At 58.5% G+C, this 25,956-nt stretch carries 18 protein-coding genes; 9 read left to right on the top strand and 9 right to left on the bottom strand.

Annotation, left to right across the window (positions count from 1 at the left end):
• Positions 1-102: 102 nt before the first annotated feature.
• The 7 genes from coaD to C1711_RS01045 all read right to left on the bottom strand — a co-directional run bounded on the left by coaD (position 103) and on the right by C1711_RS01045 (position 9,662).
• Positions 103-600 (bottom strand): pantetheine-phosphate adenylyltransferase, encoded by a 498-nt coding sequence (gene coaD, locus C1711_RS01075; RefSeq protein ID WP_102337405.1) that lies wholly within the window; start codon positions 598-600, stop codon positions 103-105.
• Position 601: 1 nt separating this feature from the next.
• On the bottom strand, positions 602-1,174 hold the full coding sequence (gene rsmD, locus C1711_RS01070; RefSeq protein WP_102337404.1) for a 16S rRNA (guanine(966)-N(2))-methyltransferase RsmD: 573 nt from the start codon (positions 1,172-1,174) through the stop codon (positions 602-604).
• Complete coding sequence (locus tag C1711_RS01065) at positions 1,171-3,354, bottom strand: ATP-dependent DNA helicase RecG (RefSeq protein WP_102337403.1); 2,184 nt, start codon at positions 3,352-3,354, stop codon at positions 1,171-1,173. The genes rsmD and C1711_RS01065 overlap by 4 nt, the downstream gene beginning before the upstream one ends.
• Positions 3,355-3,366: 12 nt before the next feature.
• Entirely contained in the window at positions 3,367-5,025 is a 1,659-nt protein-coding gene (locus C1711_RS01060; RefSeq protein ID WP_102337402.1) for a DAK2 domain-containing protein, read from the bottom strand.
• Between the two features lie 54 nt (positions 5,026-5,079).
• Positions 5,080-5,433, bottom strand: coding sequence for an Asp23/Gls24 family envelope stress response protein (locus C1711_RS01055; protein WP_199824819.1), 354 nt, complete (start codon positions 5,431-5,433; stop codon positions 5,080-5,082).
• Positions 5,434-5,544: 111 nt separating this feature from the next.
• Positions 5,545-7,347, bottom strand: coding sequence for an ABC transporter ATP-binding protein (locus tag C1711_RS01050; RefSeq protein WP_102338502.1), 1,803 nt, complete (start codon positions 7,345-7,347; stop codon positions 5,545-5,547).
• An 8-nt stretch (positions 7,348-7,355) separates the two neighbouring features.
• Positions 7,356-9,662, bottom strand: coding sequence for an ABC transporter ATP-binding protein (locus C1711_RS01045; RefSeq protein ID WP_102337401.1), 2,307 nt, complete (start codon positions 9,660-9,662; stop codon positions 7,356-7,358).
• Between the two features lie 303 nt (positions 9,663-9,965).
• Here C1711_RS01045 and rpmB point away from each other — a divergent pair, with 303 nt between their 5' ends.
• The 4 genes from rpmB (at position 9,966) to C1711_RS01025 (ending at position 14,617) form a co-directional block, all read left to right on the top strand.
• Entirely contained in the window at positions 9,966-10,154 is a 189-nt protein-coding gene (rpmB, locus tag C1711_RS01040; protein WP_102337400.1) for a 50S ribosomal protein L28, read from the top strand.
• Positions 10,155-10,253: 99 nt separating this feature from the next.
• The gene (locus C1711_RS01035; RefSeq protein WP_102337399.1) at positions 10,254-10,754 is read left to right on the top strand and encodes a zinc ribbon domain-containing protein; all 501 of its coding nucleotides are present in this window, start codon (positions 10,254-10,256) and stop codon (positions 10,752-10,754) included.
• Positions 10,755-11,089: 335 nt separating this feature from the next.
• A complete protein-coding gene (adhE, locus tag C1711_RS01030) occupies positions 11,090-13,738 on the top strand; it encodes a bifunctional acetaldehyde-CoA/alcohol dehydrogenase (RefSeq protein WP_102337398.1) in 2,649 nt (882 codons plus the stop codon).
• Positions 13,739-13,849: 111 nt separating this feature from the next.
• Positions 13,850-14,617, top strand: a complete 768-nt coding sequence (locus tag C1711_RS01025; protein ID WP_102337397.1) for a phosphotransferase family protein — start codon at positions 13,850-13,852, stop codon at positions 14,615-14,617.
• Between the two features lie 214 nt (positions 14,618-14,831).
• Here C1711_RS01025 and C1711_RS01020 read toward each other — a convergent pair whose 3' ends face one another.
• Complete coding sequence (locus C1711_RS01020; RefSeq protein ID WP_102337396.1) at positions 14,832-15,524, bottom strand: HAD family hydrolase; 693 nt, start codon at positions 15,522-15,524, stop codon at positions 14,832-14,834.
• Between the two features lie 83 nt (positions 15,525-15,607).
• Complete coding sequence (locus tag C1711_RS01015; protein WP_102338501.1) at positions 15,608-16,264, bottom strand: thiamine diphosphokinase; 657 nt, start codon at positions 16,262-16,264, stop codon at positions 15,608-15,610.
• Positions 16,265-16,721: 457 nt separating this feature from the next.
• On the opposite strand from C1711_RS01015, the gene glgB reads away from it, so the two are divergent.
• The 5 genes from glgB (at position 16,722) to glgA (ending at position 25,934) form a co-directional block, all read left to right on the top strand.
• Entirely contained in the window at positions 16,722-18,788 is a 2,067-nt protein-coding gene (gene glgB / locus C1711_RS01010) for a 1,4-alpha-glucan branching protein GlgB (RefSeq protein WP_234346355.1), read from the top strand.
• Positions 18,789-18,885: 97 nt separating this feature from the next.
• A complete protein-coding gene (locus C1711_RS01005; RefSeq protein ID WP_102337394.1) occupies positions 18,886-21,312 on the top strand; it encodes a glycogen/starch/alpha-glucan phosphorylase in 2,427 nt (808 codons plus the stop codon).
• A 141-nt stretch (positions 21,313-21,453) separates the two neighbouring features.
• Positions 21,454-22,602 (top strand): glucose-1-phosphate adenylyltransferase, encoded by a 1,149-nt coding sequence (locus C1711_RS01000; RefSeq protein ID WP_102337393.1) that lies wholly within the window; start codon positions 21,454-21,456, stop codon positions 22,600-22,602.
• Between the two features lie 4 nt (positions 22,603-22,606).
• A complete protein-coding gene (gene glgD, locus C1711_RS00995) occupies positions 22,607-23,722 on the top strand; it encodes a glucose-1-phosphate adenylyltransferase subunit GlgD (RefSeq protein WP_102337392.1) in 1,116 nt (371 codons plus the stop codon).
• 109 nt (positions 23,723-23,831) lie between these two features.
• Positions 23,832-25,934 carry a glycogen synthase GlgA gene (glgA, locus tag C1711_RS00990; protein WP_102338500.1) on the top strand — a complete coding sequence of 701 codons (2,103 nt, stop codon included), beginning with the start codon at positions 23,832-23,834 and terminating at the stop codon, positions 25,932-25,934.
• The last annotated feature ends 22 nt before the right edge of the window (positions 25,935-25,956 follow it).

Below are 25,956 nucleotides of genomic sequence, written 5' to 3'. Positions count from 1 at the left end.
ACCGGATGCAAAATGACGCTACTTGAAGCTCTTTGCGCAAAGGCGCCACGCGAAGTGCCAGACGTTGATTCGAAGCTTCCTCACGTTCCACAACGTCACACACTACATAAAACGTTCGTGTAAAGCCTCTGTCACGCATGCGGGGACAAAATCACTCACATCCCCGCCCATCGAAGCGAGCTGGCGCACCACCGAGCTCGACAGATACCCGTACTCGGGAGCGCTCATGACGAACATGGATTCCAAACGCGGATTGAGTCGATAGTTGAGGTCTGCCTGCTGCAGCTCATATTCAAAGTCGGTCATCGCGCGCAATCCCTTGACCACGCCCTGAGCGTCGACCTCACGGGCAAAATCAACGAGAAGGCCCGTGAAGGGAAGCACGTCCACACCGTCAAGGCCATCGAGCGCTTCGCGTGCCAACGCAACGCGCTCTTCCAGCGAAAACGTGGTTCCGACACCGTTTTTCCCCAAGCTTTCGGCCACAGCCACGGTCACATGCGGACAGATGCGCCGCGCACGCCGCACGACATCCATGTGGCCATAGGTAATGGGATCGAAAGTACCCGGAACCAACACATGTTGAATAGCATCGGACATGCTATTTCCTCCTCAACACATCGATAGACGTCTGACCGTATCGTTTTTCCTTGACATGCTCAAAACCTGCCACCTCAAGCGCGGGCGTAGTCGAGGTGCGCTCGAAAATCACAACGGCACGTGGAGAAAGCAGGTCATGCTCAAGGAGAGACGCAAGCAGCTGCTCAGCGGGAGCGGTACCGAGAGCATACGGCGGATCGATAAGCACCACGTCAAAAGGGGCACCGGGCAGACGACCGCGTTTTGCACCCAGAAGCACATCGCCGCGCACGACGTGAAAACGCGCGGGCGAACAGGTCACCTTTTCGAGGTTGTGTTTGACGAGCGCAGCTGCCGAGCGATCGATATCGAAAAACGTGGCATGCGCCGCCTCGCGTGAAAGCAACTCGATGCCCATGGCCCCCGAACCTGCAAAAGCGTCGAGTACACGCGTGCCCTCAATGCCGCTATCGATGGCAGAATCGAGCACGGAAGCGATGGCTTCACGCACTCGATCGGTCGTGGGGCGACTCACATCGCGGCCCTTTGGCGGGTCGATGGGACGCCCGCGCCACTGCCCTCCAACGATTCTCATCCTCCACTTACCTCCTTGAATACATCGCCATAACGCGCAATGACCTCATGACGCAACGGCAATACGGCAGTCGCGTTGAGGCTAGGCGCATAGCGCAAAAGCTCCACGGCATCATGGTGCGCCGCTTCGATAAGATCCGTATCGTCATCAAGGTCGACGAACTGCAAGGACACGCCTCCATGTTGGCGCAATCCCAAAATCTCGCCCTCATGGCGCAGGCGCAAGTCCATCTCGGCGAGCTCAAAGCCGTCCGTCGAATGCTCAAGGGCTTCCAAGCGCTCAATTGAAGGGGAACGCTTACCGCGCTTGGCGCGCAACTCGGTAATGACATAGCAGGTGCCCGAGAGCTTTCCGCGTCCCACACGACCGCGAAGCTGGTGCAGGGTCGCCAAGCCAAAACGCTCGCCGTTTTCGATGATCATCAGCGTGGCATTGGGAACATCGACACCGACCTCAACCACCGTCGTGGAAACGAGCACGTCGATATCGCCCGCTCGAAACGCGTCGATAACCTCGTCTTTTTCACGAGCGTTCATCCGGCCGTGCAGCGCCTCGATGCGAGCCTCGGGAAGCAAAGCTCGCATGCGATCGACTTCGGTCGCAACATCATGCAGCGTCATCGCCTGCTTGGCACGGCCCTCTTCATCGATATCCAACCCGGGGACATCCTCAAGCTCGTCAGTACCCTCTTGCGGTGCCACAAGCGGACAGATGACGTAACCCTGCCTGCCATTCCCTATAGCCTCACGCAGGGCATCGTATGCGATATCGCGGTTCGCGCTCTCCAAAACTTCGGTCGCAACACCGGCGCCGGGAACAGGGCGATGCCGGATGATGCTCGTGTCCAAGTCTCCATATACGGAAAGCGCCAAAGTGCGCGGAATGGGGGTTGCAGTCATCACAAGCAAATCAGCGCCGGGGCCCTTCGAGCGCAGGGCATTTCGCTGCCCCACGCCAAACCGATGCTGCTCGTCAATCACCACGAGGGACAAGCGCTTGAAGCGCACATCATCACCGAGCACCGCGTGCGTACCGAAGAGAACTGTGAGCTCTCCATTTTCCAAACGGCGGAATATCTCGGCACGCTCCGAAGTGGGCGTGGCGCCCGTGAGCAATGCCCAGCTAACCCTAGCGCTCGCAAGTAGAGGTCCGGTCTTCACCGCATATTGTTGCGCCAGTACGCTTGTGGGCGCCATCACACACGCCTGCGTGCCTGAGTCTGCAACGGCGGCAAGTGCAACGCAAGCAACTGCGGTCTTACCCGTACCGACGTCACCGAGCAACAAGCGGTTCATAACGCGGTCGGGGTTTGACATGTCCGCCAAAATCTCATCGGCAGCCTGCTGTTGCTCGTCGGACAGCGAAAAGGGCAGCGCACCATAGAGAGCTTCAACATGTGCGCCCGGCGTGTGCGCAAGCGGCGCTACGTTCAGCAAATTCGAATCGTTGCGCAGGCGGAGCGCAAGCTGAAGATACATGAGCTCATCATAGGCAAGACGACGGCGGGCAAAGGGAACCTCGGCCATGGTACGCGGGAAGTGAATGGTTCGCAGCGCGCGAGACAGGCTCATGAGGCCGTTACGTGCGCGCAGCGGTGCCGGCATGGGATCAGGAAAACTCCCAACCGTCTCCAGCGCCACGGAAGCCAAACGCCGCATCCAAGCCTGGGACAAGCCTTCGGTCACACGATGAACAGGCAGTATCGTGCCCACGCCACTTGAAGCATCGAGTTTCTCATAATGGGGCGAAGCCATCTGTTTGAAGCCATAGGCGAACTCGACTTTACCGATCACGGCAAGGCGATCTCCCTGCGCCAATTCTCGCGCGATCCACGGTTGCTTGAAAAAAGCGACCTTCAGCACACCGGTTTCATCAAGCACATACACCTCGGTCACCGTCATACCGCGCTTAGAGGTGAGACGATTGGAAACCTTGTCCACCGTGCCCACGATGGTACACACCTCGCCTATCGGCGCATGCTCGATGCAATACGCGTGCGTGAAGTCGAGATAGCGAAACGGCGCATGCAAGAGGAGGTCCCCCACCCGCTCGATACCGAGCCTGCGGAGGGCCTCCTCACGTACACCAGAAACGTATTTCAGACGCGATACATCCTCGAAAAGGACGCTCGCGTGCGCCAAACGAGACGCGGCGCGCGGTGTCGAAAGGGCGCCAACCATCACGCCGCCGTCTTACTCGATGGAGAAAATCACCGGATAGAGCGGCTGCTCACCGCGGTGAGGGTCGATCTCAAGATCAGGCTGAGCCTCTTCGATGGCGTCGATGATATCCTGGAATGCCTCGTCATCGAGCTCTTCACCTGCAAGGATCGTCAGCGAGTCGCCTTCCTCGTCCTCCATCATGCGGTTGATGCAGTCGAGAGTGACCTGCTTGATGTCGGAGCCCACGATGTCAATGGAGTCGCAAATGATACCCATGACGTCACCATCGTGGATGGGTGTGCCATCGGAAGCCTGCGAATCGCGGACGGCACGCGTGACCTCGCCATCGCGCACCTCGGCCTTAGCCTCGGTCATCGCCTCGACGACCTCCTCAACGGGAGTATCGGGCATGACGGCGAACAGCGCAGAGAACGCCTGCGGCACCGTCTTAGTGGGCACCACATACACGTGCTTGTCCTCACATGCGCTCGCAGCAGCCTCGGCAGCCATGCGGATGTTGCCGTTGTTGGGCAGGATAATGACAGACTCGGCGTTCACTTTGGAGACGGCATCGAGCAGGTCGGCAGTGGAGGGGTTCATCGTCTGACCGCCCGAGACGATCACATCGACACCCAGGGACTCGAGAATCTCAGCCTCACCGGAACCAGCGGCCACGGCAACGAAGCCCAGAGGCTTGGCAGGCTCGGCATCAGCCTCCTGATCGGCATGGATCTTGGCGGTGCGTTCGGCGACCTCGAGGTCCATGTTGTGGATGAACACCTCGTACACCTGACCATACTGGAGCATGTGCTCGAGCACCAGGTTCGGCGTGTTGGAGTGGACGTGCACCTTGTAATCGGGGTATGCGCCCACGAGCAGCTCACAGTCGCCCATGGAACCCAGGAACTTGAGGGTCTCGTCCTCATCAAACGGCTTCTCTGCCTTGAAAAGGAACTCGTTGCAGTAACGGAACTCCGAGCCCTCCCAGTCGTCATTGGCCTCGATCTTGACGCGATCGAGCGCACCGGCCTTGGCGGAGCCGGCGTCGAACGTTGCGGAGAAGTCCTCGATCCTGGCGGTGCGACCGAGGGCAGCGGCTACAAAGTTCTCCAGGAAGATAGCAAAGCCGAACGCGCCGGAGTCGACAACGCCGTTCTCCTTAAGAACGGGCAGCAGGTCGGGCGTGCGCGCAACGGACTGATAAGCCTCGACGACGAGCGCGTCGAGGGTCTCCTCGACCGTGAACTTCTTCTTTTCGCACTCGTCGGCCTTGGTGGAAACGTCACGGAGCACGGTAAGAATCGTACCTTCGATGGGCTTGCGAACCGCCTGGAAGGCGACCTTGACAGCGCGACGGAACGCAGCGGCAACGTCGGCGCTCGAAACGGGCTCGCCGGCGTCTTTCAATCCTTCGGCAACGCCGCGCAGAATCTGCGAGGTGATAACACCGGAATTGCCGCGCGCACCCATGAGCGAACCGTGGGTGATGGCACCGGCGATACCCTCCATGTCTGCGTCGACGGGCAGTGCGGCAAGCTCTTTTACCACGGACTGCAGCGTGAGCGACATGTTGGTACCCGTGTCACCATCAGGTACGGGGAACACGTTGAGTTTATTGATGTCCTCTGCTTTTTCGGCAACGGCGTTGACGGCAATGGGGAAACAGGTGCGAATGGTTTTTGCAATCATGTATCTAGGCACTTTCGTCTCGTGAATGCTGGTTCAGCGTAAACGGCGTCGCGTTTACAGGCGCGACTTCATGCCATCGATATGGATGGCGATCTTGAGGTGAGCAGGATCGATCTGCGCGATCTCCTGCAACGTGAACGAAACGGCGCTCGCGAGGTTCTCGCTCACGGACTTCATGTTCACACCCGACTCGATGACGACGTGCAGGTCGACGGTAAGGCCATTCTCGGTAGAGGTGACGAGCACGCCCTTGCGCATGCGCTGGCCGGCAAGCAGACGCACGCTTTCGGCACCCTGAAGCTGCTCGGCCATACCGACCACGCCGTAGCACGACATGGCTGCGTAACCGGCGATGTGGGCAATGACGTCGTTGCTGACACTCAGAGTACCGGCGATGGGCTCAGACATAACAATCTCCTTTACTGTGCATGCGCAACGATGCGACATGAACATACAGTTGAGATATTGTACAACTAATGCCCATTCCGCAGAAGGGCAACCAGAGGCTCCATACGTGCGCTATGCTTCCATGCCTTCGTCGAACTGGGAGTTATAGAGGTCCGCATAGAAACCGCCACGGGCAAGCAACTCGTCGTGCGTGCCGGACTCGACGATGTCACCATCGCGCAGTACCAAGATCATGTCGGCATTGCGAATCGTGGAGAGGCGATGCGCAATGACGAAGCTCGTGCGGCCAGCCATGAGGATGTCCATCGCGCGCTGGATGCGCTCTTCGGTACGTGTGTCGACGTTTGAGGTGGCCTCATCCAAAATGAGGATCGGACGGTCGGCAAGCAGGGCTCGCGCAATGGTAAGCAGCTGCTTTTGGCCCTGACTCACATTGGATGCCTCCTCATTGAGTTCGAAGTCGTAGCCACCAGGCAGCGTGCGGATGAAATGATCGGCCAACGCGGCACGCGCTGCCGCCTCGACCATGGCGTCGTCTGCCTCGGCGTTGCCGTAGCGGATGTTCTCGCGTACCGTTCCCTTGAACAGCCACGTATCCTGAAGCACCATGGCGAAGTTGCGGCGCAGGTCCTCGCGCGCATAATCGCGGACGTCCACCCCATCGACCTTGATGGAGCCCGAATTGACGTCGTAAAAACGCATAAGCAATTTCATGAGCGTGGTCTTGCCCGCACCCGTGGGGCCCACGATGGCAACGGTTTGGCCAGGTTCAACGGTGCAGCTGAAGTCGTGGATGATGGTCTTGTCGGGCACATAGCCAAATCGCACGTGCTCGAAATCGACCGCTCCCTTGCAGCGGGAAAGCTCGGGCGTCGTGGCGTCGGGGCTCTCCTCGGGCTCGGCGAGGAAGTCGAAGATGCGCTCCGCGGCCGCGGAAAGCTGCTGCAACATGTTCGATACCTGAGAGAGCTGTGTGATGGGCTGCGTAAAGTTGCGAACGTACTGCATGAACGCCTGTACATCGCCGATGGAAATAGTCCCCACGATGGCCTGGAACGCCCCGATCACCACAACGGCGACGTATCCCAGATTACCTACGAAGTTCATGATGGGCTGCATGAGGCCCGAGAGGAACTGAGCAAGCCAACCCGACTCCATGAGGCGGTCGTTGACCACATCGAATTCCTCAACCGAACGCTCAGACGCGTTGAACGCCTGGATGATGTTTTGACCTGCGAAGCTCTCCTCGATGATGCCGTTTGCCTGACCGAGGAAGGTCTGCTGACGACGGAAGTACTTCTGCGAGGAACGCACCACGAGGATGACCGCGATCAGCGAGATGGGAACCGTAAGGAACGTCACGCCCGCCAGCATGACGGAAAGCGACAACATCTGGATGCTCACACCCACGAGCTGCGCAATGGAGGTGATGAGCTGCGTCACGCTCTGATTGAGCGACTGTCCGAGCGTGTCGACGTCGTTGGTCACGCGGCTCATAACGTCGCCCGTGCTCACGCGCTCAAAATACGCAAGCGGCATGCGGTCGACTTTCTCGATGATCTCGCGACGCAAGCGATAGCAGACGCGCTGCGTGATGCCCGTCATGAGCCAACCTTGCACAAGGTTGAGGAAGGCGGAGCTCACGTAGATGCAAAGCGCCGTGGCAAGGATCATACCGACCGCGTCGAAGTCGACGCTGCCCGTACCCGCAACTTTGGCGGCAATGCCCTCAAAGAGCTGCGTCGTCGCATTGCCGAGCACACGAGGACCCGTGACGTTGAACGCCACGGAGCCGACCGCACAGGCGATGGCGATGAACAGGCGGACCTTATCGCGCGCAAGGTAGCGCACGAGCTTTAGAAGCGTACCCTTGAAGTCCCTAGCCTTCTCGGTCGCATGATGACGAGGTCCCATCGGCGGCATTAGCGCTCACCCCCTTCCGTCTGCTCGGCAAGTCCGAGCTCTTGAGCCGACAACTGGCTCGTGGCGATCTCCAAATACGCGGGGCACGTTTTGAGGAGCTCTTCATGGGTGCCCTGCCCCACCACGTGCCCGTCATCGAGCACGAGGATTTCATCGGCATGCATAATCGTGGCGATGCGCTGCCCCACGATGACCACCGACGCATCCTTTGCCTCCTGGGCAAGCGCGGCGCGCAGCGTCGCGTCCGTCTTATAGTCAAGGGCGGAGAAGCTGTCGTCGAACACGAGGATCTTCGGCCGGATGGCAAGGGCACGCGCGATGGCGAGACGCTGGCGCTGTCCACCTGAGACGTTCGTGCCGCCCTGGGCAATGGTGCTCTCATACCCGTCGGGCTTCTCGTCAATGAACTCAGTAGCCTGGGCAATGCGTGCGGCGCGCTCCATGGAGGCGTCATCCATGTCCGGATCGCCGTACTTGATGTTGCTCGCGATGTCACCCGAGAACAGTAGGCCCTTCTGCGGAACATAGCCGATGAGCCCACGAAGCTCTTCCAGCCCGATGGTTCGCACATCCACACCGTCCACCGTCACACGACCCTGTGTGGCGTCATACAGACGAGGGATGAGCTGGACAAGCGTTGATTTGCCCACGCCGGTGGAGCCGATGATGCCGAGCGTTTGACCGGGACGCACCGTAAAGCTCACGTGGCTGATGGTGGGCTCGTCGGAACCCGGGTAGGTAAAGCTCACGTCGTTGAATGAAAGCTCGCCCGTCCAAGGCATAACCTCACCCTCTGCAGTCTGCAGATGCGCTCCACCGCGCGGGCTCTTGGCAGGATCCTTGATGCTGGAATACGTATCGAGCACCTTCTTGACACGGTCGGACGAGATGTCGGCACGCGGGAGCATCACGGCGATCATCGTGATGATCATGAAGCTCATGATCACCTGCATAGTGTAATTCATGTACGCCATCAGGTCGCCCACCTGCATGGTGCCCGCGTCGACGCCGTGGCCACCAAACCACACGATCGCAACGGAGATGACGTTCATGATCACCATCATGATGGGCATCATGAAGCTCATTGCGCGGTTGGTGAAGATATACGTACCCGTGAGCTCGCGGTTTGCCTCGTCATAGCGCGCTTCCTCGTACTTCGAACGCCCGAACGCGCGCACGGGCATGATACCCGTGAGAATCTCGCGAGCGATGAGGTTGTTGCGGTCGACCAGGTTCTGCATGGTGCGGAACTTGGGCATGGTGAGACCCATGAGCACACCGATCACAATCGAGATAACCGCCAACCCGGCGACGATAATCCACTGGAGCCCGGTCGAACCGAAGCAGATGACCTTCACCACGGCACCGATACCCATGCACGGGGCAAACAACACCATGCGCATGCACATCACGAGTACCATCTGGATCTGCTGGATGTCATTGGTCGCACGCGTGATGAGCGATGCCTCCGAGAACTCGTTCATCTCGGCGGGTGAGAAGGACAAAACACGCTCATATATGTCATGGCGCAGGCCGCGCGCGATCTTTGCCGCCGTACGCGAGGCATTGAACGCCGCACCGATGGCACACAGCGCACCGACCAGCGCATAGGTGAGCATGAGCGAACCCTGGCGAATCAGGTAATCAGTTTGGACGGCGTTCACATCGACCCCAGCTCGCCCAAGCGCATCCTTCACGAACATGATTGCCTGTGAGGTCACGATGGTGTCGCCATTTGAACCGAGCTGCTCCATAAACGAGCTGCGCATCTGCGCGAACGCGCCCGGACCGAGCTCCACGGGCTGCCCCGCCTGCATGGAGGCCATAATGGTCATCAACTGCTTGAACTCCTCGAAGTCCATGGACTCGCCAACCTGTGCTTGAAGTGCGTTGGCATCAAAGGAGCCGTCCGTTTCCATACCGGGCATCTCGGCAAATGAGTCCACCGACACACCCTGCTCGAGCGTATAGACGAGCATCTCGGCCTCGCCCATGAAGCCTTCAAGATCGGCGCGCTCGGATTCCTGTCCGATGAACGTGCGCACGCCCATTTCGTCGGCAGCGCCATACGCAGCTTCAACGGAATCGATCTCACTCGGGCGCAAAAAGAGCTCGATATTCGCGAGATCATCGCCGGCGATACTCTCAGGCACCACGCTTTCGATACCGCCGCGGCTGATGCCCGTATCCACGATGTCGCTCATCACTGTCGGCAGCGTCAATTCGCAATACGCCTGGACCATGAGCAGACAAAGCGCGATGAGCAAATTAATCTTGTGATGTTTTAAGAAACCGAACGTCTTCACGTGGATTCTCCTCCCAATACGCAATGGTTAGCATTCTCTCCTTACGTCGCCACGCAAAACGGTCGATCGGCAATTCCACAAAAGCTCAACCATGCACACAAACTTCCCCAAAAGACGCATTAGGACCTTGCGCGGAGGAACGCACTCTATATAATTGGTGCCGCATGCTTCGCATCCCACGCCGCGATGCATGTTTTCCCCGCTCATTGTGGAGATTCCGCACATGAGAAGGGTTCTGTGTTATAGTTCAATGCTGTTTGTTCACGCGGCGCTCTATACAGCCGCCTAAGAAGGGTCACTGACATGTCCAAAGTTTGCGAAATCTGCGGTAAGCACCCCGTTGCTGGTCGCTCCATCAGCCACTCCCACCGCGTCTCCAACCGTACGTTCCGTCCGAACATCCAGCGCGTGTACGTCGTCGTCGACGGTCACCGTCGCAAGATGAACGTGTGCACCAGCTGCCTCAAGGCTCAGAAGGTGGCTCGCTCCTAACGCACCCCTTTCTTTGGACAAACGTTTGCTTGCATGCATTGCGCCCTTGGTTTACCAAGGGCGTTTTTCTATACCTTGGCTCTCTGTGAGGAATGATTCATGGACGACTTTATGAAAGATCGCTACGGCGTTGACGAGCTTACGACCGTCTTGGGCGTAACGGGCATGTTGTTTGCGCTTGTGGGTTCTTTGCTGCACAGCAAGCCACTCATGTGGATTTCTATCGTCGTGGTGCTCGTGGCGCTTGCCCGCGCGTTCTCTAAGAACCTTCCCGCACGTCGCAAAGAGAATGATTCTTTTAAGACAATCGCGGTGAAGATTCCCGGCGTACGCAACCTCGTTTCCCGGCTCAACACGAATGGCATGTACAACGAAGCAGGCAAAACGCACGGAGCTTCCTCCTCTCGTGCCGATGCTCAGGCGCGCAAAGAAGAACTTGAACGGAATAAGCGCCTTGCAAAGCGGATGTGGAAGGAACGCAAGACCACGAGCTTCATCAAATGCCCCGTATGCGGACAGGTTCTTTCCGTTCCCAAGGGCAAAGGCAAGATTCGCGTCACATGCCCCAAATGCCACACCAAGATGGAAGCTAAATCATAAACTGCCTGCACTCTGTCAAAGTTTTTTTGAACGGGCATTTGTAATCGACGCGCATATTCATGTTGATTCATCCTTGTTAGAGCATTCGCTCCTAAGCGCACATTGCTCTCTATTCAGATCAGAACCGATTTACAGTGCGCGACTTTACAAAGTGAAGCGATTCAACTCTCCCTTTCAATCCACCTTCTGAACACAATTTGTGCCTATTTTGGTCGATTGAAGCGATTCATTTATCATTTCTAAGCCACTTTCCCCAACTAGAGTGAATTGAATCGTTTCAATACGCTAAAGTTCGCGTTGTTGGGATAAACCGCTTCTCGTAAAGGAGAGAGCAGATGGCGAAGAAACCTACTGTTACCGCCGCCCCTGAGATCGTAGACTCCATTGAATCCCTTGAGGCAAAACTCGCTCAAATGCGCGAGGCCCAAGGGATTTTTGCCACCTACTCCCAGGAGCAGGTCGACAAAATCTTCTATGAGGCTGCGATGGCTGCAAACAAGGCCCGTATCCCCCTGGCGAAGCTCGCCATCGAGGAGACCGGCCGTGGTGTGCTCGAGGACAAGGTCATCAAGAACCACTACGCCGCCGAGTACATCTACAACGCCTACAAGAACACCAAGACTTGTGGCGTAATCGAGCGCGACGATGCCTACGGCATCACCAAGATCGCCGAGCCCATCGGCATCGTGGGCGCTGTCATCCCCACCACCAACCCCACTTCCACCGCAATCTTCAAGTGCCTTATCAGCCTGAAGACCCGCAATGCCATCATCATCTCCCCGCACCCGGCAGCCGCTAAGTGCACCATCGCCGCAGCCAAGCTCGTGCTTGACGCCGCAGTGAAGGCTGGTGCTCCTGAGGGCATCATCGGCTGGGTTGACGTTCCCTCCATCGACCTCACGAACAAGGTCATGGCCGACGTTGACATCATCCTGGCCACCGGTGGCCCGGGAATGGTGAAGGCAGCTTACTCCTCCGGCAAGCCCGCCCTGGGCGTCGGTGCCGGCAACACCCCCGTGGTGATCGATGACACCGCCGATGTCAAGCTCGCTGTCAACTCCATCATCCACTCCAAGACTTTCGACAACGGCATGATCTGCGCCTCTGAGCAGTCCGTAACCGTTCTCGACACCATCTACAAGGACGTCAAGGACGAGTTCGCCCGTCGCGGTTGCTACTTCGTGAAGAAGGGCGCCGAGATGGAGGCCCTGCGCGGTGCCATGTTCAAAAACGGTGCGCTCGACCACCGCATCCCCGGCATGCCTGCCGCCAAAATCGCCGAACTCGCCGGCATCGAGGTCCCCGCGAAGACCAAGATCCTCATCGCCGAGGTGACCTCCACCGACCTTGAGAAGGAGGAGTTCGCTCACGAGAAGCTCTCCCCCGTTCTCGCCATGTACAAGGCCAAGACCTTCCAGGAGGCCGTGGACAAGGCCGAGCACCTCGTGTTGGCAGGTGGCCCGGGCCACACCGCTTCCCTGTATGTGCACCCGGCCGAGGCCGAGAAGATCAGCCTCTTCGAGCACACCATGAAGGCCTGCCGTATCGTCATCAACACCCCCTCCTCGCAGGGCGGCATCGGTGACCTGTACAACTTTGGCATGGCTCCGTCGCTCACGCTGGGCTGCGGTTCCTGGGGTGGCAACTCCGTCTCCGAGAATGTTGGGGTGAAGCACTTGATCAACGTCAAGACCGTGGCCGAGCGCCGCGAGAATATGCTGTGGTTCCGCGCTCCCGAGAAGGTCTACTTCAAGAAGGGCTCCACGCCCGTCGCGCTCGATGAGCTCGGTACCGTCATGGGCAAGAAGCGCGCCTTCATCGTGACCGACCAGTTCCTCTTCAAGAACGGCAACACCCGCGCCATCGAGGCCAAGCTCGATTCCATGGGCATCGCTCACGACTGCTTCTACGATGTCGAGCCCGACCCGTCCCTGCAGTGCGCTCGCCGTGGTGCCGCTCAGATGGCCCTCTTCGAGCCTGATGTCATCATCGCCGTGGGCGGTGGCTCCGCTATGGACGCCGGCAAGATCATGTGGATGATGTACGAGCACCCCGATGCGAACTTCGAGGATATGGCCATGGACTTCATGGATATCCGCAAGCGCGTCTACACCTTCCCCGAGATGGGCAAGAAGGCCTACTTCGTGGCCATCCCCACCTCCTCCGGCACCGGCTCCGAGTGCACGCCGTTCGCCATCATCACCGACAAGGAGACTGGCATCAAGTGGCCGCTCGCCGACTATGCGCTGCTGCCGAACATGGCGATCGTCGACGTCGACAACGCCATGACCGCACCGCGCGGCCTCACCGCCGCCTCCGGCATCGACGTCATGACCCACGCCATCGAGTCCTATGTCTCCATCATGGCTTCCGACTACACCAAGGGTCTGTCCATGAAGGCCGCCAAGCTCGTCTTCGAGAACCTGCCGAGCTCCTTTGAGAACGGCGCAAAGGACCCGCATGCCCGCGAGGAGATGCACAACGCCTCCTGCATGGCCGGCATGGCCTTCGCCAACGCCTTCCTGGGCGTCAACCACTCCATGGCCCACAAGCTCGGCGCCTTCCATCACCTGCCGCACGGCATCGCAAACGCCGTCATCCTCACCCGCGTCATGCGTTACAACGCTGCAGAGTCCCCGGTGAAGATGGGCACCTTCTCGCAGTACCCCTACCCCAACGCGCTGGCCGCCTATGCCGAGATGGCCCGTTACTGCGGCATCGAGGGCAAGGATGACAAGGAGGTCTTCGAGAACTTCATCGTCGCGCTCGAGGACCTCAAGGCGACCATCGGCATCAAGGACACCATCGCCGACTACGGTGTCGATGAGCAATACTTCCTCGACACCCTTGACGAGATGACCGAGCAGGCGTTCAACGACCAGTGCACCGGTGCCAACCCGCGCTACCCGCTCATGAGCGAAATCAAGGAGCTCTACCTGGACGCATATTACGGCCGCGAGCCTCAGGACTACGCCGTCCTGTAAGCAACGTCACCCGCTTCCCGCCCGTTTCGCGCCGCTCGTCCACACGTGTAGGCAGCGGCGCTTCGGGCGATTTACGATGGTGCAAACCCGTACAGAAAGGACGGTAACGCCATGATTCTTCCCGAGTCTAAGATCGTGATCGTCGAGCACTCCAACAAGAAAGTCTACGACCTGGGCGACAGCATCGCCAAGGTCTTCAACGCCAACAAGCCCGCTTCCGATGTGTTCAACGAGGCCCTCGCGCTCGCCCGTATTTACGAGTCCGGCGTGCCTGCGCCCAAGCCCCTCGAGGTTTCCGAGGTCGAGGGCGAAGGCTGGGCCATGGTTACCGAGAAAATCAAGGGCACCACGCTTGCCGACAAGATGGCCGCTGAGCCCTCCAAGTTCTACGAGTACCTCGAGCAGTTCGTCGACCTGCAGATTCAGATCCATGCGAACCACTCCCCGCTGCTCAATCGCCAGCGCGACAAGTACGCCCGCATGATCAACAGCTTGACCAACCTCAACGCCACCACGCGCTACAACCTCATGGAGCGCCTCGATGGTATGAAGAAGGAATTCCAGATCTGCCACGGCGACTTCAATCCCAGCAACGTGATCATCACCGACGACGATAAGTGGTTCGTCTGTGACTGGGCACATGCCACCCAGGGCTCCCCTGCCGCCGACGCTGCTATGACCTACCTGCTCTTCGCCCTGAACGACAAGCAGCAGGCCGACGCCTATCTCGAGCTCTACTGCAACCGCGCCGACCTGCCCATGCAGGTGGTGCAGCAGTGGATGTCCATTGTCGCCGCCGCCGAGCTTTCGCGCGGCCGCACCGACGTGAACGACGAGTTCTTGATGAACTGGATCGACGTCGTGGATTACATGGGCTAAGACTCCCTTAGTACTCCGGTTTCTCCATTTAGTTGATGGGGATTGTCGATGCCCTCGGATGCTTTTCTCCGCGCTCACTTCACGAGCTTCGCTCGTTCAGAAATCGCGCTTGAGAAAACATCCGAGGGCTTACGCCTATTTATTCTAAAAATGCAATAACCGAAGTCCCTGCGTCCACGCCCTGTGAATCTGGCTCAAATTAAAGCGCTTATCCTTACGCTTCGAAGTTCAAGATCTCGTCAAGTAGACCGGCGCGGTAATCTTCGATGAAGATCTCGCAATTGGCGCGCACCTTAGCTTCATCCTGATGGCCGTTGGGGTCGAAAATGCCCACACGGCGATATCCCACTTCACCCGTACTCTTTAGACCGAAAAACGCATCTTCGAAGACCCAGACATCCTCGTGGACCACCTCGCCCAAACCGTGCTGCTCCGCCAAGCGAGCAAGCGCGAGATTATATACATCTGGGCGCCGTTTACTTGTTCCGGAATCCTTAGTAGTGGTGATGTTCGAAAAATACTCAAGCAAGCCATGGGCCTTGAGGGCAATCTCAACCGAGTCTTTGTCCGTGGAAGTGGCAATCGCCATGGGAATGCCCACATCGCGAACAGCATCCAGAAACGAACGAACGCCTTCACGGGTGGGGACACACGTTACATACGACTCGCGGATGATTTCGAGCAATCGATTGACGACCTCGGCTGCATTCGCCCCAACACCCCAATGTTCATGATAGGCAGCGCATTCATCCTCGATTGCCAAATGCTCGAATTGGGCAAGGTCCTCAGGCGTCGCTTCGACCCCGTACTCGGAAAGCAAACGAGAACTTGCCTTGATCCAAGCGCCCATGGAATCTATCAGCGTTCCATCACAATCGAAAATGAAGGCCTTTGGGGTTGCGAACATAACGCTCCTTTCATGGCGGCTACCGATAATCCACCGCACGGTACACCGAACGATACTAACAAACATGCAGGGCAGGATGCCGACTAATCGAAGACCCAGGCAACAACTACGCCTTCATGGCAGGTGAACAGGGCATTGTTGGATTCGATCACATTCGAGATGCCAAGATCGCTCAAGAGCTCCACAGGTGCGCAGTTGAGCTCCCAGCGCATACCGAACTCGCTGACCACAGCTTCGGGACTCAACGGCACAAACGAGAACCGCTTACCCCAGGCATCCTCAACATGCAACATGAACGGGCCATGAAGCACGTACGAGCGAAAGCCGTCCTCCCGTAGCTCGATGAGGCTCTCGCGACATGCCGCAAGACGACCGTACACGGCAAGTGCATGATCGGGGTTTCCACCCGTCAAGCACGTGCACACAAGCTGGGCATCCGGCCAGCGCTCATCAATCGCGCGCAACGCGAGCGCAAGGTCGGTGTAGTCCTTATGAGGGTCGTAACGCTCGACAGCACACACCAGTCCCTGCTTCCCCGCTTCGCAAGCGTGAACCAGCTCGGCACCCCGTTCGCTCACCGAATCGGCATCCCCACAAAACAGATCGCAGGCAATTCCCACTTCGAGCAAGACGTCCAAGCCGCGATCGACAGCGACTACCGCGTTGCACTGCGCAGCGAGATTGGCCACCAACACAGCAGAAGACGGTTCGGGAGAACCGCCCACGATGAGCACGCGCATATCTTCCAAGATGCACCGCCTTTTCTCAAAACAATCGCTCACATCCTAACAAATACCGTTCCTCGCCCGCGCAACGATTCCGCTAACAAAATGCAGTGAAAACAAATCGCCATCTGTCAAGTAAAAAATGAGGAACTTCATCCACGGCGTTAATTCCCACCATCGACCAGGTTTGCATAAGATAAAACACCCACAAGTGATAGGGTATTTGTGTCACTGGTTCCACATGCGCGTTAAGTGCGTGGAATGCACGGATTTAAGTCCTGTCCCGTCGATGCGCGTATGTGAACCTGAGATATTTCGTCCGCATATGGCCAAACGCCATAATAGCGATGGGAAGGTTCGAATGGCCAAAGCATCGGCTCCCAAATCAGCACTATCTAAATCTCAATCCAAGCGAACTGCGCGCACGGCAAATCTCTGTCCCAACCTCATACTCACCAATGACGATATCCACATGTTCTCGGCAGGCACATGGCAGCGTGCCTGGGAGAAGATGGGCGCACATCGCGATATTCAAAACGAGCGTGAAGGTTGGCTGTTCCGCGTATGGGCTCCCAACGTCACCAGCGTCCACGTGGCAGGCGATTTCAACGACTGGGACCCGCGGGCAACCCCGCTTTCCCGCGCCAATCAAAGCGACATCTGGGAGGGCTTCGTTCCCGGGCTTGAAGCGGGAGAGCTTTACAAGTATGTAATCGAAACCGCGGACGGCACGCTTCTCTGGAAAGCCGATCCCTTTGGATTCTATGCTGAGACCCCACCCGGTACTGCCTCGAAACTTTGGGACCTCTCGGGCTATGCCTGGAAGGACGCAGCGTGGATTCGGAAACGCGATAAGCGCGACCTCATGGCAAGCCCCCTCAACATCTACGAAGTCCATCTGGGCTCCTGGCATCGCCACGGCAATGAGCCGCAGGGCGAACCGCGTGAGGACGGCACCTACCCCGGTCCGGGCGACCCCTTCCCCGCGCAGCGCGGCACCTACTACACCTATGACGACCTGTCTCAAGAGCTCGTCGCCTATGTAAAGGAAATGGGTTACACCCACATCGAGCTCATGCCCCTCATGGAGCACCCCTTCGACGGGTCATGGGGTTACCAGGTAACGGGATACTACGCTGCCACCTCGCGTTATGGCACCCCACAGCAGCTCATGCACTTCGTCGACGCATGTCATCGCACCGGCATCGGCGTGATCCTCGACTGGGTCCCCGGAGGCTTTTGCGCCAACGCCGAGGGTCTTGCGACCTTCAACGGAGAAATGCTCTTCGAGCACGAGATCCATCCCAATTGGGGCACGCACAAGTTCGATTTCTCCCGCCCCGAGGTCCGCAGCTTCCTCGTGTCCAACGCGCTGTTCTGGGTCGAACTCTTCCATGCCGACGGCATCCGCATGGACGGCGTTTCGAGCATGCTCTATCTCAACTTCGGCGTCGATAATCCCGCAGACAAGAAGTTCAATAAGTACGGCACCGAGGAAGACCTCGACGCATCCGCCTTTATCCGCCAGGTCAACTGCGCTGTGGGACGCGAGTTCCCCGGCGTGATGATGATCGCCGAGGAATCCACCGCGTGGCCCCTGGTGACCTACCCGGCCGAAAACGGCGGCCTCGGCTTCCACTTCAAGTGGGACATGGGCTGGATGAACGACACCCTGCACTATATGCAGTGCGATTTCCCGTGGCGCCCCGGCAACCACAGCCTTCTCACGTTCTCGATCATGTATGCCTTTAGCGAGAACTTCGTGTTGCCGCTCTCACACGACGAGGTCGTGAACGGCAAATGCTCGCTCATCGGCCGTATGCCGGGCGACGACTGGCGTCGTTTTGCCGGCCTGCGCACGCTCATGTTCTATCAGATGATGCATCCGGGCGCGAAGCTCTCGTTCATGGGCAACGAAATCGCCCAGCAAATCGAATGGCGCTACTACGAGTCAATCGAATGGTTCCTCGCTGAGCAATTCGAGCTTCATGGCGGCCAGCAGCGCTTCGTCGCCGCACTCAACCACTTCTACACGCGCATGCGCGCCCTGTGGACCCACGCCTACGACGAAACGGGTTTCGAATGGATCGACGCCAACAACGTGGATCAGTCCATCGTGAGCTTTGTGCGTCACGGCAATCGTCCTTCCGACGATCTGCTCATCCTCATCAACTTCGATCCCGCTTCCTATAAGACCTTCAAGGTCGGCGTTCCACGCGAGGGTGACTGGGAGCTCGTGTTCTCCACCGATGAACCCGAGTTCGGTGGATCCGGGTATGCCAAGGTCGAGATGGCCTCGTCCAAACCCGAGCCATGGAATGGCCGCGATGACTCCATTGAGATCTCAGTTCCCGGCCTTGCGGGACTGGTATACAAGCGCCGTCGCAAATCTTCGTACAAACCGGCCGAGCTACCTTCAAGGACATCTTCTGCGACCAAGTCCGCAGCGACTACAAGGAAGACGACTCCAGCGCGTGCGAAAACCAAGCCAGCAGCCTCGAAGACCAAGAAGGTGACTGCCCGAACGAAGCGCGTGTAAATGCGATTTCCTAACGCTCATATGCCATGTTTGGCTCTCATCGGCTGTCATGTGTGCAATTATGGAATGCGTCCTATTCATCGTGAGAAGGGTATCTATGGAAAAGATTTTCGAAAGCAAGGAGCAATTTATCGAGCAGTACCGCCAAAGCGTGCGCGGTCTGTCCGGTAAGGAATTCGAAAACGCAAGCGACCTCGATCGCTTCACCGCTCTGGTCAACATGATCGCTTCCGACGCCCGCGTCATTGCGGCTCAAACCGACGAGCGCAACAGGAAGCAGCACAAGAAGCGTGTCTATTACTTCTCGATCGAATTCCTCATCGGCCGTTTGCTCGATAACTATCTTTTGAATTTCGGCATCCGCGACATGGTCGCCGAGGCTATTACAGATATGGGCGGCGACCTTGACGTCATCGAGCGCCAAGAGCCCGACCCCGCGCTCGGCAACGGCGGCTTGGGCCGTCTTGCCGCGTGCTTCCTCGACTCCCTGGCACAGGAGGGCATCGCCGGCTACGGTAACGGCATGCGCTATCGTTACGGCCTGTTCAAGCAGGAGATCCGCGACGGTCGCCAGGTCGAGGTGGCAGACGAATGGCTCTCCAAGGGCTATCCGTGGGAGGTCAAGCGTCCCGACAAGGCCGTCCGCATCGGCTTTGGCGGTCACGTGGTGGCACATGAGGAGAACGGTCACACCGTCTACTCCGTCGAGGGCACTGACGATGTTCTGGCCGTTCCCTACGACATCCCCGTGGTGGGTTACGGCGGAACGACCGTAAACAAGCTCCGTGTTTGGAGCACCGAGCCTATCGACGACCATTTCGATCTCGATGCGTTCAACGTTGGCGATTACACGGGCGCCGATCGCGACCGTGCGAACGCCGAGGCGATTTCCGCCATCCTCTACCCCAACGACGCGGGTGAACACGGCCGTTTGCTGCGCCTCAAGCAGGAGTATCTGTTTGTTTCCGCCGGCATCCGCACCCTGCTCGACACCTATGAGCGCGAGCATGGCGAGACATGGAGCGACCTGCCCAAGTACGTCGCCATCCACACCAACGACACCCATCCCGCCATGTGCGGCCCCGAGCTTATGCGCATCCTCATGGACGAGAAGGGCCTGGCATGGGATGAGGCTTGGGAGATCGTGACGCACACGGTGTCCTTCACCAACCACACCATTTTGCCTGAGGCTCTTGAGAAGTGGCCCATTTCCACGTTCTCCACGCTGCTTCCGCGCGTGTACCAGATCATCGACGAGATCAACCGCCGCTGGCGCGAGGGCTTCGACATGACGCAGCCCGATGCCGCCGAGCGCCTGCGCGCCACCGCCGTTCTGTGGGATGGCGAGGTCCGCATGGCCAACCTCTCCGTCATCTGCAGCCACTCCGTCAACGGCGTCGCCAAGATTCACACCGAGATCCTCAAGAACGCCGTTCTCAAGGACTTCTACGCGCTCCAGCCCGAGAAGTTCAACAGCAAGACGAACGGCATTTCGCACCGTCGCTTCTTCGCCGAGGCGAACCCCAGCTACGCTAAGCTCGTGACGAGTGCCATCGGCGACGGCTGGCTCTCCAACGCCGACGAGCTCAAGAAGCTCACCGCCTTCGAGCACGATGCCGACTTCCTCGAGCAGGTCGGAACCTCCAAGCGCCTCAACAAGGTGCGTCTCGCCAAGTACGTCAAGCGCGAGTTGGGCCTCGTTATCAACCCCGACAGCATCTTCGACGTGCAGGCAAAGCGTTTCCACGCCTACAAGCGCCAGCTGCTCAACATCATGAAGGTCATGGACCTCTACAACCGCCTGCTGAGCGATCCCAACTTCACGGTTGAGCCCACCACCTTCATCTTCGCCGGCAAGGCCGCCTCGAGTTACACCTTCGCCAAGGAGGTCATCCGCCTCATCAACGGCGTCGCCAATGTCGTCAACAACGACCCGCGTGTGAACGAGCTCATCAAGGTGTGCTTCATCCCCAACTTCGCCATTTCCAACGCTCAGCTCATTTACCCGGCAGCCGAGATCTCCGAGCAGATTTCCACGGCGGGCAAGGAGGCCTCAGGCACCTCGAACATGAAGCTCATGATGAACGGCGCCATCACGCTGGGCACGATGGACGGCGCCAACATCGAAATCGTCAAGTTCGCCGGCGAGGAGAACGAGATGATCTTCGGTCTTACCACCGACGAGGTCAACGAGCTGCGTGCCAACGGCCAGTATTTCGCATGGGACATCGTGAACAACGACCGCCCGCGCCTCGGCCGCATCATCGACGAGCTCGTCGACGGCACCTTCGCCGCTCAGTCGGGCAACTTCGAGAGCATCCACCACGAGCTCATGTTCAACAACGACCATGACCTCGTTCTCAGGGATTTCCACTCGTATGTGGACGCATGGGAGCGCCTCACCGCAACCTACTGCGACGCAGAGAGCTGGAGCCGTCGCTCGCTGCACAACACCGCGATGTCCGGCTGGTTCTCATCCGATCGCACCATTCGCGAGTACTGCGACGAAATCTGGCACGTGTAAGGAGGCAATCTCGAGGTAGGCATCTGGAAGTCATAGTTGCAAGCAACGGTTGCGGCGGGCACGGGTACGCCGCAACCGGTCACGGTAGGTCCCGAATCCATTATCTGTGTAGGTATCCGATCGGATCAAAGGGAGAGATCAATGGCAACTAAAGAATGTATCGCCATGCTCCTCGCAGGAGGACAGGGAAGCAGGTTGGGGGCGCTCACATCTAAAATCGCCAAACCTGCCGTCAGCTTCGGAGGCAAGTTCCGCATCATCGACTTCTCATTGTCGAACTGCGCCAACTCCGGCATCGACACCGTGGGTGTGCTGACCCAGTATCGTCCCTATCAGCTGCACGAATATGTTGGATCCGGTCGTGCGTGGGATCTCGCCGAGCGCGGCGCGGGTGTGTCGATCCTTCCTCCGTACGCTACGCAGGAAGGCGGCGCCTGGTATGCGGGCACGGCTGACGCCATCACGCAGAACCTTGACTTCATCAAGAGTCACGACCCCGAGTATGTGCTGATTCTCTCCGGCGACCACCTGTATCGCATGGACTATCGCAAGATGCTCGAGAGCCACATCGCCCACAACGCCGACCTCACCGTTTCGGTCATGCCGGTGCCGTGGGAGGAGGCGTCCCGCTTCGGCATCATCACCGCCGATCCCGAGGACGACCGTATCCAGAAGTTCACCGAGAAGCCCGAGAAGCCCGATTCCAACCTGGCATCCATGGGCATCTACATCTTCTCGACCGACGTCCTGGTCAAAGCACTTGAGGACGATGCCCTCGATCAGCGTTCGAGCCATGACTTCGGTAACGACATCATCCCCAAACTGCTCGCCGAGGGCAAGCGCCTGTTCACCTACAAGTTCACGGGCTTCTGGAAGGACGTCGGTACCATCGCGAGCTATCACGAGACTTCGATGGATCTGCTGGGTGCCAACCCCGAATTCGACCTGTTTGACAAGTCCTTCCCCATCATGTCTAACGACACTACCCGTCCCCCACACTTCATCGGACCTGATGGTCGCTTGGACGATTGCCTGGTCTCCAACGGTTGCCGTATCGATGGTACCGTGCGCCACTCCATCCTTTCCACCGACTGCGTGGTGGGCAAGCGCGCCATCGTTGAGGACTCCGTCCTGCTGCCCGGCGCCGTCGTAAAGGACGGTGCGCACGTGGTTCGCGCCATCCTGGGCGAGAACGCCGCAGTTGAGGAAAACGTCAAGCTCGGTAGCGTTGACGTCACAAAGGACACCGCCGTCGTCGGAAATGACGTCGTGATCGGAAAGGGGGAATGATCCGATGATCAACCGTAAGGCCATCGGCTACATCACCGCAAACTATTCCAGCAAGGAGCACAGCGCTCTGCTTGAAAGCCGTCCGCTCGCAAGCTGCCCCTTCATGGGCCGTTATCGTCTCATCGACTTCCCGCTCTCCAACATGATGAACGCGGGCATCCGCACCGTGGGCGTCGTACTCCCCACCAACTACCGCTCCATCGTCGACCACCTCGGCAGCGGTCGCGAGTGGGAGCTCGACCGCAAGAAGGGCGGCCTGTTCCTGCTTCAAGGCAGCGCCTATGGCACCGCTAAGACGGGCATCCGCTTCTTGCTGCGCGACATCATCAAGAATCGCACCCTGTTCGAGCGTGCCCCTGAGCCCTATGTGGTTATGAGCGGCACCAACATCGTCTTCAACATCGATCTTGCCCACGTGATCGAATCGCATGAGACGAGCGGCGCTGGCATTACCATGATCTATCGCGCTGCCGACCGTGCACTTGACGACATCACACGCCTTGAAATCGGTGAGAACGGACGCGTCACCTCATTTGCGAGCGGCTGCTCCTATGGCGACAACAAGTTCCTCGACTGCTTCGTCATCAACCGTGACCTGCTGCTGCAGATCATCGACGACTACGAGAGCATCGATTACCTCGACCTGTTTGAGGCGATTCGCAACGACTTCGGTCGTATCGATGTGTGCAGCTATGAGTTCAAGAGCCTCGCCGTCGGTATGTTCAACGAGGAGACCTACTACCGTCGCAGCATGGAGATGCTCAATCCCGATGTCATGCATGCGCTGTTCACCCACGAGCGCCCCATCATGACCAAGGCTCACGATACCCCGCCGGCGAAGTATGCACCAAGCTCCAACACGCGCAACTCCTTCATTTCGGCCGGTTGCCGAATCGAGGGTGACGTGAGCGGCTCCATCCTGTCCCGCGATGTCATTGTCGAGAGCGGCGCCTATGTGTCGAACTCCATCATCATGCAGGGCTGCGTTATCGAACGCGGCGCCCGCGTGGAGAACGCCATCCTCGATAAGAACAACACCGTGCCGGCCCAAACCGAGCTGCGCGGAACGCCCGACCACGTCCTCGTGGTCCCCAAGAAAGACCTGGCACGCGCCAAATAGACCTGACGTCGCCTAGTTTTGATGCGTCGCCTGAGCTCGTGCCGGGCGGCGCATCTTTCGTACAAACACGCGATAACGTGCGTGTCAAACAATGAATGCGGAGTATTGCATGACTGAAGAAGTAACCCCCAAGCTGCACGTAGCCTTTGCAAGCGCAGAGGCGGCACCTTTCGTGAAAACGGGCGGCCTGGGTGACGTGGCCGGATCGCTCCCCCATGCCCTCAAGGCGGCGGGCGCCGAGGTCGTGGTCCTCACCCCCAAGTACGACACCATTGCCCAGGAGTACAAGGACCGCATGGAGCACCTGTGCGACTTCTACGTTCCGTTGGGCTGGCGCAATGAGTACTGCGGCATCGAGCGCCTCAATCATAAGGGCGTCGATTACCTGTTCCTCGACAACGAGCACTATTTCAGCCGCGGCTACCCGTACGGTTTCTTCGACGACGGCGAGCGCTTCGCATTCTTCTCCAAGGCCATCGTCGAGTCGCTGCAGTACCTCCCCAACGTTATCGAGGGCTTTACCTGCGATGTTCTCCATTGCAACGACTGGCACACCGCCATGGCGCCGGTGTTCCTGCGCGAGTTCTATCAGGCATCGCCTTTGTATCGCAACGTCAAGACGGTGTTCTCCATCCATAACATCGCCTTCCAGGGACAGTTCAGCGCAAAGGTGCTGAACGACATTCTGGGTCTCGCCCATGTTCCCGCCGCGGCGTTCCAGCTCACCTGTGGGCCCGACGCCATCAATTACATGCAGGGAGCCCTCAATTACACGGACTCCATCACCACCGTCTCCCCCACCTATGCCGAGGAAATCAAAACGCCCGAGTTCGGTGAGGGTCTCGACGGCCTTCTGCGCCGCCGCGCACCGATTCTGCAGGGCATCCTGAACGGCATCGACGTCGAGGGCTTTAACCCCGCCACCGATTCGCGCATCGCCGCCAACTTCACGGTCAACGACCGTTCGGGCAAGGCCATCTGCAAGGCAAAGCTCCAGGAGGAGTTGGGTCTTGAAGTGCGCGACGACCGCCCGCTCATGGTCATGGTCACGCGCCTTACGCGCCAGAAGGGCATGGACCTGGTCACGTATGCGCTCGACCGCATCCTCTCGGGTGGCGTGCAGGTGGCGGTGCTCGGCACGGGTGACGCCGAATACGAGAACGCCCTGCGTTATTTCGAGCACAAGTACCCCGGCACCATGGCGGCGCGCATCCAGTTTGACCCCGCACTGTCCCAGCGTATGTATGCCGCAGCTGACCTCTTCCTCATGCCGTCCCTCTTTGAGCCGTGCGGCCTGTCGCAAATCATCGCCATGCGCTACGGCACCCTTCCTGTGGTGCGCGAAACCGGTGGCCTTAAAGATACGGTCATACCCTACAACCAGTACACGGGCGAGGGCACGGGCTTCTCGTTTGCAAACTTCAACGGTGATGAGCTGGGCGACACCGTATTCCGCGCGGCACGCCTGTTCTGGGATGATCGCAAAGCCTTCGATCAGCTGGTCACCAATGCCATGAAGCAGGACTTCAGCTGGACACGCTCGGCCGGTGAATACCTGGCGGTTTACCACAACCTGCATCCCGAGATTCCGATGCCTGGAGCTGCAACGGTTGACGCCCCTGCAAAAGACGAGGCAGAGGCTCCCGCTCCCGAAAAGGACGAGGAGAAGACTCCTACAAAGAAGACGCCTGCCAAGACCGCTGCGGCCAAGAAGCCCGCAGCTAAGACTACAACCAAAAAGACGGCTACGAAGACTACCACTAAAAAGGCATCTGCAGACATTGAGGCAAAGCCCGCTGCAAAGAAGCCTGCGACTAAGAAAAAGACGGTCGCTGCAAAAACGACGAACGCACCTGAGGGCACGACAGGGCCGATAGCCGAAAAGCCCGCCGCAAAAGCACCTGCTCGCACGGCCAAGACTGCAACGACCAAGGCCACTGCGTCCAAGACAACGACTGCTAAGAAGGCCACGACCAAGGCCGCTACGTCCAAAAAAGCCGTAAAGGAACCTGAAGTCGTGGCCAAGCCCGCTGACGAAAAGCCCGCAGCCACAAAGAGCACAGCAAAGAAGGCAGCTGTTGAGGCGAAGCCTGCAACTGAGGCAAAACCTGCTCCGGCAAAGACCGCTGCAGCAAAGACCGCGACTCAGAAAAAGCAGCCCGCAAAGAGCGTTTCCGAGGCAAAGGGAACGCGCAAAGGTGCACGTAAGTAGCCCACTGTAATAACCGGATTGC

Source organism: Collinsella provencensis (assembly GCF_900199705.1).
Lineage (GTDB): Bacteria > Actinomycetota > Coriobacteriia > Coriobacteriales > Coriobacteriaceae > Collinsella > Collinsella provencensis.
This window is presented reverse-complemented; position numbering and strand designations above follow the sequence as displayed.